Raw genomic sequence first — 9,170 nt, 5'->3', positions numbered from 1 at the left:
GTGAGTCAACCGCCGTCGGCGGGCCGGGCCACCCTCGGAGTGAGTCAACCGCCGTCGGCGGGCCGGGCCACCCTCGGAGTGAGTCAACCGCCGTCGGCGGGCCGGGCCACCCTCGGAGTGAGTCAACCGCCGTCGACGCGGCGGGCGTTGCCTCTGGCCAGCGCGGCCAGCAGGACCGCCAGCGCGGCGAGCGCGGCCGTCGCCGCCGCGGTGATGGCGAGCCAGGGCGGGGCCAGGGCCGTGGCCCACAGCCGGCTCGGGTCGGGCAGTCCGAACCGCCCCGCGAGCGCCTGGCCCGCGGCGAGCGCCGCCGTGACCCCGAACGCGCCGGTCGCGGCGACGAGCCGGGTCTGCGCCCCGCGGGCGGCCAGGGCGAGGGCCAGCAGCACGCAGAGCGCCGAGCCGAGGACCCCGGCGCCGAGAACGCCGTACGACGGTCCGCCCCACTGGCACGGGACGTGCGCCACCCCGCACAGCAGGACCAGCAGCGCGGCGCCGCGGGCCCACAGGACGGTCCGGGCCGGTCGCCGGTTGCGCGCCGTCCGGCGCGTGGCGGACCGCTCCTTCCTCGGCCGGGGCTTCCCCGGGTGCTCCGGCTCCGGTCGCTCCGCGCGGTCGGCGGCGGCCACCTCCGGGGTGTCGGTCTCCGCCGCCGCGAGCACGGCTTCGGGAGCCGCCGGCTCGGGCCTGGGGTGGACGCGCCCCGGCCGCTCCGCGGCCAGCCGGCCGATCAGCTCGGCGAGTTCCTCGACGGGCCGGTGGGCGGCCGCCGCCTGCACGGCCGCCTGTCCGCAGTGCGGCTCCACGGGGGCGCGGTGCAGCAGCTGCATCAGCCGGGTGACGTCCTCCAGCGGACGGCGTTCGGCGGCGGCGCGGATCGCCTCGTCCGCGCTGTCGGTCCCCCGGGGCGGCTTGGTCAGCAGGGTCACCAGCCGGGTGACGTCCTCCACCGGACGGTCGACCCCGGCCGCGCGCAGCGCGTCGGCGGTGGCCCTGGTGTACTCGGGCGAGCTTTCCAGCAGCGTGATGAGCCGGACGACGTCCTCCAGCGGGCGGTCGGCGACGGCCGCGCGGACGAGAGCGTCCACGGGATCGCCGTAGGGGAGATCGTCCTCGTGGCTGGTCCCAGGAAGTATCTCCGGCAAGGGCACCGGTCGGGTCAGCAGGTGGGCGGAGGGGATGGGGACGCCTGGGGCGGACGGTGCGGGAGCTATCAGGGAGTCGTCGGGACGGGGGGACGATGAGCGGGTGGTCATCTCGGCTCCAGGAGAAGGGTGCGGCCGCCGCACCTGCGCCCTCGCGTGCGGTCGCGGCATGTCGCAGTCCATTACTAGGAGGGGTCCGAGGCCCCCGCCACTCGGGCGCGGCACTGGTGTGAGCCGTCCGGCGCCGGGCCGCCCGGCCCGGTCGTGGGTCCGTATCTTCGCCCAGGTGCGTTGCACGGGGGTTCGGGCGCATTCTTGCTGTGTCGTCTCACCCGGCGGCGCATGGAGCGAGGTAGAGCCGATGGCCGTGGAGCAGACGGTCCGTACGCGGGCCCGGCTGGCCGCGTTGCTGGCCGACGCCTCCACCGGTGCGCTCCGCGCCGCCGGTGGCCGGGTGGCGGGTGTGTACCTGCGCTCGCGCACGCCCGGCCTGCTGCGGCTCGCGGTGCTCGTCGGACTGCCCGGCCCGCTGTTCAAGCCGTGGTGGCGGCTCCAGGTGGACCGGCCCTTCCCGGTCGCCGACGCCTACCGGCTCGGCGTGCAGGTGGTGCTGCCGAACGCCGCGGAGACGGTCCGCCGGTATCCGCAGTTCGCGGCGGGGCTGCCGTTCCCGGTCGGCTCGGTGCACATACCGGTGCCGGGCGGGCGCGAGCCGCTCGGTGTGCTCACGCTGCTGCACCCGGCGGTGGCCGAGTCCGTGGACGAGCTGCTGGACCGGGAACTGCTCGGGCGGCTGGCCGAGGGGCTCGGCGCCGAACTGCTGGCGCTCGCCGACGGGGCGCCGGAGGCGGTCGTCTGGGACGGCGAGCCGCTGTGCGTACGGCCCCCGGCGAGCCACCCCCCGCAGGCCGCCGTGGCCCGGTTCACCTGGGACCCGGCGACCTCGGCGGTGCACGCGGACGACCGGCTGTGCGCCCTGCTCGGGCTGCCCCCCGGCACGCTCCCCGAGACGGCCACGGCACTCGCGGCGGCCGTGGCCCCGGACGACGCCCACCGCATCCTGGCGGCCCTGCGCGAGACCGCCGCCGGGCGGCCGCCGGGCACGCCGCTCAGCCTGCGCGCGCGGGACGGAGCGCCGCGGCTGCTGGACCTGTGGCGGACGGGGACGGACGGCGCCGGGCCGCAGGTCGGCGGGATCGTCCTCGACCCCGGCCGGGCCGCCGCCGCGGACGGCGCCGCCGATCCACTGCCGCAGGGCGTGTTCAGCCTGGACCGGCTGGGACTGATCGTGTACGCCAACGCGGCCGCCGCCCGGCTCACCGGCCGGCCGCGGGAGGAACTGCTCGGCCGTCCGCTGTGGGAGGCGCTGCCCTGGCTGACCCGGCCGCCGTACGACGACCATCTGCGCAGCGCCCTGCTGGCACCCGACCCGGTGCACTTCCATGCGCGGCGACCGGAGGGGGACCGGGCGGAGTCCGGGGACGGCGACTGGCTCGCCGTGTCGGTGCACCCCGGTGAGTCCACGCTGACCTGCACGCTCGTCCCGGCCAGCCGGGTGGACGCGCCCGCCCCGCCGGCCCCCGATGCGGGGTTGCCGGAGGAGGGCCACTCGATGGCGCCGCTGTACCGGCCGGTCGCGCTGGCCATCGCGCTGACGGACGCGGTGACCGCGCGCCAGGTGTCGACGGTGGTCACGCAGGAGCTGCTGCCCGCGTTCGGCGGCCGCCGGCTGGCCATCTACCTGCTCCAGGACCGGCATCTGTACCTGGCCTGGGAGACCGGCTTCCCCAAGGGTTTCCTCGTCCCGTTCGACGGGGTCGGCCTGGACGCGCATCTGCCCGGTGTGGAGACCCTGACCACCGGCCGGCCGCTGTTCTTCGAGTCGATGCAGCAGCTCGCGGCGGCCTATCCGGGCATCCCGCTGGACGCCGACGAGGGCGCCCGCGCCTTCCTGCCGCTGATCGCCTCGGGCCGCCCGGTCGGCTCGTGCATCCTCGGCTTCGATGGCTCTCGCCGCTTCAGCACGGAGGAGAAGACGGTCCTCACCGCGCTCGCCGGGCTGATCGCGCACGCCATGGAACGGGCCCGGCGCTACGACAGCGAGGCGGCCCTCGCCCGGGGACTCCAGCAGGCGCTGCTGCCGCGCCGGCTGTCGGCGCACCCACTGGTGGAGACCGCGGGCCGCTACTTGCCGGGCACCCAGGGCATGGACGTGGGCGGCGACTGGTACGACGTGGTGGAGGCCGGGGACGGGCTCGCGCTGGTCATCGGCGACGTCCAGGGGCACGGGGTGCAGGCCGCGGCCACCATGGGGCAGCTGCGCAGCGCGGTGCGGGCATTCGCGCTGGGCGACCGGCCGCCGGACGAGGTGCTCAGCGGGACCAACCACCTGCTGATCGACCTGGACCCGGGCCAGTTCGCCAGCTGCTGCTATCTGCGCCTGGACCCGGTCACCGGCCGCGCCCGGGTCGCCCGGGCGGGCCATCCGCCCCCGCTGCTGCGCTCCCCCGCCGGGCCGACCCGGCTGCTGGAGGTCCCGGGCGGGGTGGTCCTCGGCGTGGACCCGCGGGCCCGCTACCCGGTGACCGAGCTGCTGCTGGAGCCGGACGCCATCCTCGCCCTGTACACGGACGGGCTGGTGGAGCGGCCGGGCGCGGACATCGACGACGGCATCACGGCGCTGCGGCTGGCGCTGAGCCGGGCCGGGGCGGCCCCCGGACGGCGGGGCCGGCGGTCCCTGACCGGGGTCGCCGACCGGCTCACCACCACCGCCCGGCACGCCCCCGACCGGCCCGACGACGTGGCGCTGTTGCTGGCCGCCCGCCGTTCGGCACCGGTGTACCGGTGACCGGGCCGGGCCGCCCCGCGGGGCGGCCGTCGCTTCCGGGGACGGTCTCGCCTGACGAGGCCGGGCAGTGTAGACATGGGCACATGGTGCGACTGCCCGGCGGGTCCGCGACCCCGCCGCCCCGACCTTCCGGGCATCCGCGCGCACCGCAGGGTCCCCGCCCCGGCCGGCAGGGCGATGGCGACGGGCAGCTCGGGGTGCTGCGGGCAGCGGTGTCCGGGCGCAGCGTGGCCGGGCAGGTGTTCGTGCTCCAGGTGGTCATCGTGCTGCTGCTGGTCGTCGCGGCCGTGGTGGCGCAGGTGCTCCAGGTGCGGCGGGACACCGACATGGAGGCGGAGCACCGTTCCCTGGCCGTGGCCGAGACGTTCGCCAACGCGCCCGGCACGGCGGCCGCGCTGCGCTCGGCGCACCCGACGGCCCTGCTCCAGCCGCACGCGGAGGCGGCCCGCAAGGCGACCGGTGTGGACTTCATCGTGGTGATGAACACCGACGGCATCCGCTACACGCATCCCAAACCGGACCGCATCGGCAAGAAGTTCGTCGGCACGATCGGCCCGGCGCTGGCCGGCGGCACGGTCACCGAGCACGTCAACGGCACGATAGGGCCGCTGGTGCAGGTGGTGGTGCCGGTGAAGGACCCCGCGGGCAGGGTGGTGGGCCTGGTGTCGGCGGGCATCACCACCGCCCATGTGGGCGGGGCCGCCGCCCAGCAGCTGCCGCTGCTGCTCGCGGCGGCCGCGACGGCGCTCGCGCTGGCGACCGCGGGCACGGCGCTGGTCAGCCGACGGCTGCTGCGGCAGACCCGCGGCCTCGGGCCGTACGAGATGACCCGGATGTACGAACACCATGACGCGGTGCTGCACGCCGTCCGGGAAGGGGTGCTGATCGTCGGCGGCGACGGCCGGCTGCTGCTCGCCAACGACGAGGCGCACCGGCTGCTGGACCTGCCCGCGGACGCCGAGCGGCGGCATGTGCTGGAGCTGGGCCTGGACGATGTGACGGCCGGGCTGCTGGCCTCGGGCCGGGTCGCCACGGACGAGGTGCACCTGGTGAAGGACCGGCTGCTGGCGATCAACCAGCGGCCCACGGACCTGCGCGGCGGCCCGGCCGGGAGCGTCACCACGCTGCGCGACTCCACCGAACTGCGGGCGCTGTCCGGCCGTGCGGAGGTGGCCCGGGAGCGGCTGAACATGCTGTACGACGCCGGGGTGGGCATCGGCACCAGCCTGGACGTGACGCGTACCGCCGAGGAGCTGGCCGAGCTGGCGGTGCCCCGGTTCGCGGACTTCGCGACGGTGGACCTGTTCGACGCCGTGCTGAACGGCGAGGAGCCCCGGCCCGGGACCGCGCTGCGCCGCGCCGCCTGCACCGGCATCCGCAAGGACGCCCCGCTGTACCCGGCCGGGGAGCGCATCCGGTTCGTCGCCACCTCGCCGCAGGCGCGCAGCCTGACCACCGGACAGTCGGTGGTGGAGCCCCGGCTGCGCGAGGCGCCCGGCTGGCGTGCGCAGGACCTGGAGCGCACCGACCTGGTCCTCGCCTATGGCATCCACTCGCTGCTGACCGTGCCGCTGCGGGCGGGCAGCCTGGTGCTGGGGGTGGCGAACTTCTGGCGCTCGGAGAAGCCGCAGCCGTTCGACGCCGAGGAGCTGGCGCTGGCCGAGGAGCTGGTGGCCCGGGCGGCGGTCTCCATCGACAACGCGCGCCGGTACACCCGCGAGCACAGCATGGCGGTGACCCTCCAGCGCAGTCTGCTGCCGCGGACGCTGCCCGACCAGGGCGCGCTGGAGATCGCCTACCGGTATCTTCCGGCGCAGTCCGGGGTGGGCGGCGACTGGTTCGACGTGCTGCCGCTGTCCGGTGCCCGGGTGGCGCTGGTGGTGGGGGACGTGGTGGGGCACGGGCTGCACGCGGCGGCCACCATGGGCCGGCTGCGCACCGCCGTGCACAACTTCTCCGCACTCGATCTGCCGCCGGACGAACTCCTCGTCCTGCTGGACGAGCTGGTCGGCCGGATCGACCAGGACGAGAACCCCGCGGACGAGGGCGCGCTGGTCACCGGCGCGACCTGCCTGTATGCGGTCTACGACCCGGTCTCCGGGCGGTGCAGCGTGGCCCGGGCCGGCCATCCGCCGCCGGCGCTGGTGCACCCCGACGGCCGGGTGGAGTACCCGGAGGTGCCGGCGGGGCCGCCGCTGGGGCTCGGCGGGCTGCCGTTCGAGACGGCGGACCTGGAGCTGGCGGAGGGCAGCCGGCTGGTGCTGTACACCGACGGGCTGGTGGAGGACCGGGACCGGGACATCGACATCGGTCTCGACCTGTTGCGCGACGCCCTGTTGCGCACACCGGGCGCCTCCGCGGAGGAGACCTGCCGGACGGTGCTGGACCGGCTCCCGGCCCGCCCGAGCGACGACGTCGCGCTGATCGTGGCCCGCACCCGCGTGCTGGGTGCCGACCGGGTCGCGGAGTGGCAGGTGCCGTCCGACCCGGCGGCGGTGTCCGAGGTACGGGGTTCGGTGACCCGGCAGCTGGCCGAGTGGGACCTGGACGAGCTGGCGTTCACCACGGAGCTGGTGCTGAGCGAGCTGGTCACCAACGCGATCCGCTACGGGCGCGGCCCGATCGGCGTACGGCTGCTGCGCGACCGGACGCTGATCTGCGAGGTGTCCGACGGCAGCACGACCTCGCCGCATCTGCGGTACGCGGCGAGCACGGACGAGGGCGGTCGGGGGCTGTTCCTGGTCGCCCAGCTCGCCGACCGCTGGGGCACCCGGTACACCCCGCACGGCAAGATCATCTGGGCGGAGCAGCCGCTGCCGTGACGGCGCGCGGCAGGGAGAGGGCCCGGCGGACGTCCGCGCCCCGAGGGGCGGGCCGCCGGGCCCGTTGCGTGGTGCTCTGCGTCCGAGGCCGGGCGGAGGTCAGCCGCCGTCGAGGCGCGAGCGCAGCAGCTGCTTGCCCATCTCGGCGCCCTTGCGGCTGTCCGCCTGGGCCTTGCGGAACAGCTCCCTCACCTCGTCGTCGTGGTCACGCTCGGCGTCCTGGATGTACGTCTCCAGGCGCAGGGCGTTGTCGAGGCACGCCTCGACGTACCAGATCAGGTCGTAGCTCTTGTCGCGGGTGCCGGTGACCCCGCCCGTCTCGCTGGTGCTGCTGGTCATGCGGGGGCTCCCTCCTTGTCGACTTTGTCGGCATCTGTCCTGTGCGCCCACCGGGTACCCGCCCGACCTGGGGACACACCGCCGAACCGGGTCAGCCGAGGGCGCGGTCGAGGTTGAAGGCGGCGCTGATCAGGGACAGGTGGGTGAAGGCCTGCGGGAAGTTGCCCTGCTGCTCGCCGGTACGGCCGATCTCCTCGGCGTAGAGGCCCAGGTGGTTGGCGTAGGTGAGCATCTTCTCGAAGGCCAGCCGGGCCTCGTCCAGCCGGCCGGCCCGGACCAGGGCCTCGACGTACCAGAAGGAGCAGATGGAGAAGGTGCCCTCGTCGCCGCGGAGGCCGTCGGGGCTGGCCTGCGGGTCGTAGCGGTAGACCAGGGAGTCGGAGACCAGGTCCTCGGTGAGGGCGTCCAGGGTGGCGAGCCACTTGGGATCGGTGGGGGCGATGAACTTGGCCAGCGGCATCATCAGCAGGGAGGCGTCCAGGACGTCGCTGTCCTCGGCCTGCACGAAGGCACCCCGGCGCGCGGACCAGCCGCGGTCCATGATCCGCCGGTAGACGGTGTCGCGGGCCTGGCCCCAGCGGGGCAGGTCGGCGGGCAGTCCGCGCCGGTTGGCCAGGCGGATGGCCCGCTCGATGGCGACCCAGCACATCAGCCGCGAGTACAGGAAGTTCTTGCGTCCCCCGCGGGTCTCCCACACGCCCTCGTCGGGCTGGTCCCAGTGGTCGCAGACCCAGTCGACCAGGTGGCACACGTCGTCCCACTGGTCGCTGGAGATCGGCTCGGCCCACTTGTCGTAGAGGTACACGGAGTCGATCAGGGCGCCGTAGATGTCGAGCTGGAGCTGGTCGGCGGCCGCGTTGCCGACCCGGACCGGGGCGGAGCCGAGGTGGCCCTCCAGATGCGGCAGTTCGCGTTCGGGCAGGTCGGTACGGCCGTCGATGCCGTACATGATCTGCAACGGGCCGGAGCCCTCGCCGCAGCCGGGGCTGATGTGCGTGGTCACGAACCGCATGAACGCCGCGGCCTCGCCGCTGAAGCCCAGCCGCAGCAGCGCGTAGACGGCGAAGGCGGCGTCGCGTACCCACACATAGCGGTAGTCCCAGTTGCGCTCGCCGCCGAGCTGTTCGGGCAGGCTGGTGGTGGGGGCGGCGACGATGGCGCCGGTGGGGGCGTAGGTGAGCAGTTTCAGGGTGAGCGCGGAGCGGTGCACCATCTCGCGCCAGCGGCCCCGGTAGCGGGACTGGTGCAGCCAGCGCCGCCAGTAGGCGACGGTGGTGTTGAACTCGTGCTCGGCCTCGGCGCAGGCGCAGCCCCGGCTGGCGGTCTCGGCGCCGGCCTGGTCCAGGGTGAACACCGCGGTCTCGCCCTCGGCGAGCTTGAAGTCGGCTCTGGCGTCCCCGGCGTCGTGCTCCAGGGCCACGGTCGAGGTGAGCGCGAGGGACAGCGCGCGGGACTCGAAGAGGACGGTGCCTGCCGTGCCGTCCAGCGGGCGCAGGGTGTGCGGGGCGGCGCCGTACTCGAAGCGGGGGGCGACCAGGGCCCGGAAGGGGACGGTGCCGCGGACGCACACCACGCGCCGGATCAGCCGGTGCCGGCCCGTCCCGCCGGGGGCCTCCCCGTTGACGGGCATGAAGTCCTGCACCTCGCCGACGCCGTCCTCGGTGAAGAACCGGGTGATCAGCACATTGGTGTCGGGGAAGTAGAACTGTTTGGTGCGTGCCGGTACGGCGGCGGCCAGCTCGAAGCGACCGCCGCGGTCGGCGTCGAGAATCGCCGCGAAGATGCTGGGGGCGTCGAAGGACGGGCAGCAGTACCAGTCGATCGTGCCGTCGGTGCCGACCAGTGCGACACTGCGCAGATCGCCGATGAGTCCGTGCTCGGCGATCGGCAGATAGCGGGGGCTGCGGGCGGTCTCTCCGGGGAACGGCATCTCGGCCATCGACGGCCTCCCGGTGCGGGTGCGGGGTGATTTCCAGCTTAGGAGCGAGTGCGCCGCCGTGCCGTGGGCAGGCGCTT

At 75.0% G+C, this 9,170-nt stretch carries 5 protein-coding genes; 2 read left to right on the top strand and 3 right to left on the bottom strand.

The window, feature by feature from the left end; genetic code table 11:
* Window positions 1-122: 122 nt before the first annotated feature.
* The gene (locus ACZ5CZ_RS10060; RefSeq protein WP_468941028.1) at window positions 123-1,088 is read right to left on the bottom strand and encodes a hypothetical protein; all 966 of its coding nucleotides are present in this window, start codon (window positions 1,086-1,088) and stop codon (window positions 123-125) included.
* Window positions 1,089-1,506: 418 nt separating this feature from the next.
* Here ACZ5CZ_RS10060 and ACZ5CZ_RS10055 point away from each other — a divergent pair, with 418 nt between their 5' ends.
* Together ACZ5CZ_RS10055 and ACZ5CZ_RS10050 are read left to right on the top strand one after the other, a co-directional pair.
* Window positions 1,507-3,993: a SpoIIE family protein phosphatase gene (locus tag ACZ5CZ_RS10055; RefSeq protein WP_468941025.1), complete on the top strand. Its 2,487-nt coding sequence runs from the start codon at window positions 1,507-1,509 to the stop codon at window positions 3,991-3,993.
* 83 nt (window positions 3,994-4,076) lie between these two features.
* Window positions 4,077-6,815 (top strand): SpoIIE family protein phosphatase, encoded by a 2,739-nt coding sequence (locus tag ACZ5CZ_RS10050; RefSeq protein WP_468941022.1) that lies wholly within the window; start codon window positions 4,077-4,079, stop codon window positions 6,813-6,815.
* A gap of 99 nt (window positions 6,816-6,914) precedes the next feature.
* On the opposite strand, the gene ACZ5CZ_RS10045 is transcribed toward ACZ5CZ_RS10050, so the two are convergent.
* Both ACZ5CZ_RS10045 and ACZ5CZ_RS10040 read right to left on the bottom strand, forming a co-directional pair.
* Window positions 6,915-7,154: a hypothetical protein gene (locus tag ACZ5CZ_RS10045; protein WP_385842565.1), complete on the bottom strand. Its 240-nt coding sequence runs from the start codon at window positions 7,152-7,154 to the stop codon at window positions 6,915-6,917.
* Between the two features lie 91 nt (window positions 7,155-7,245).
* Complete coding sequence (locus ACZ5CZ_RS10040) at window positions 7,246-9,093, bottom strand: glycoside hydrolase family 15 protein (RefSeq protein ID WP_468941018.1); 1,848 nt, start codon at window positions 9,091-9,093, stop codon at window positions 7,246-7,248.
* Window positions 9,094-9,170 lie beyond the last annotated feature (77 nt).

Source organism: Streptomyces sp. NPDC031418, assembly GCF_055581605.1.
The sequence above is the reverse complement of the archived record's forward strand: the minus strand, read 5'-3'. Positions and strand labels throughout refer to the sequence as shown.

What these genes read in the sequence shown, in the direction of transcription:
- ACZ5CZ_RS10055 (WP_468941025.1), top strand. Translation starts at nt 1,507, where the DNA reads ATGGCCGTGGAGCAGACGGTCCGTACGCGGGCCCGGCTGGCCGCGTTG.
- ACZ5CZ_RS10050 (WP_468941022.1), top strand. Translation starts at nt 4,077, where the DNA reads ATGGTGCGACTGCCCGGCGGGTCCGCGACCCCGCCGCCCCGACCTTCC.
- ACZ5CZ_RS10040 (WP_468941018.1), bottom strand. Translation starts at nt 9,093, where the DNA reads ATGGCCGAGATGCCGTTCCCCGGAGAGACCGCCCGCAGCCCCCGCTAT.
- ACZ5CZ_RS10045 (WP_385842565.1), bottom strand. Translation starts at nt 7,154, where the DNA reads ATGACCAGCAGCACCAGCGAGACGGGCGGGGTCACCGGCACCCGCGAC.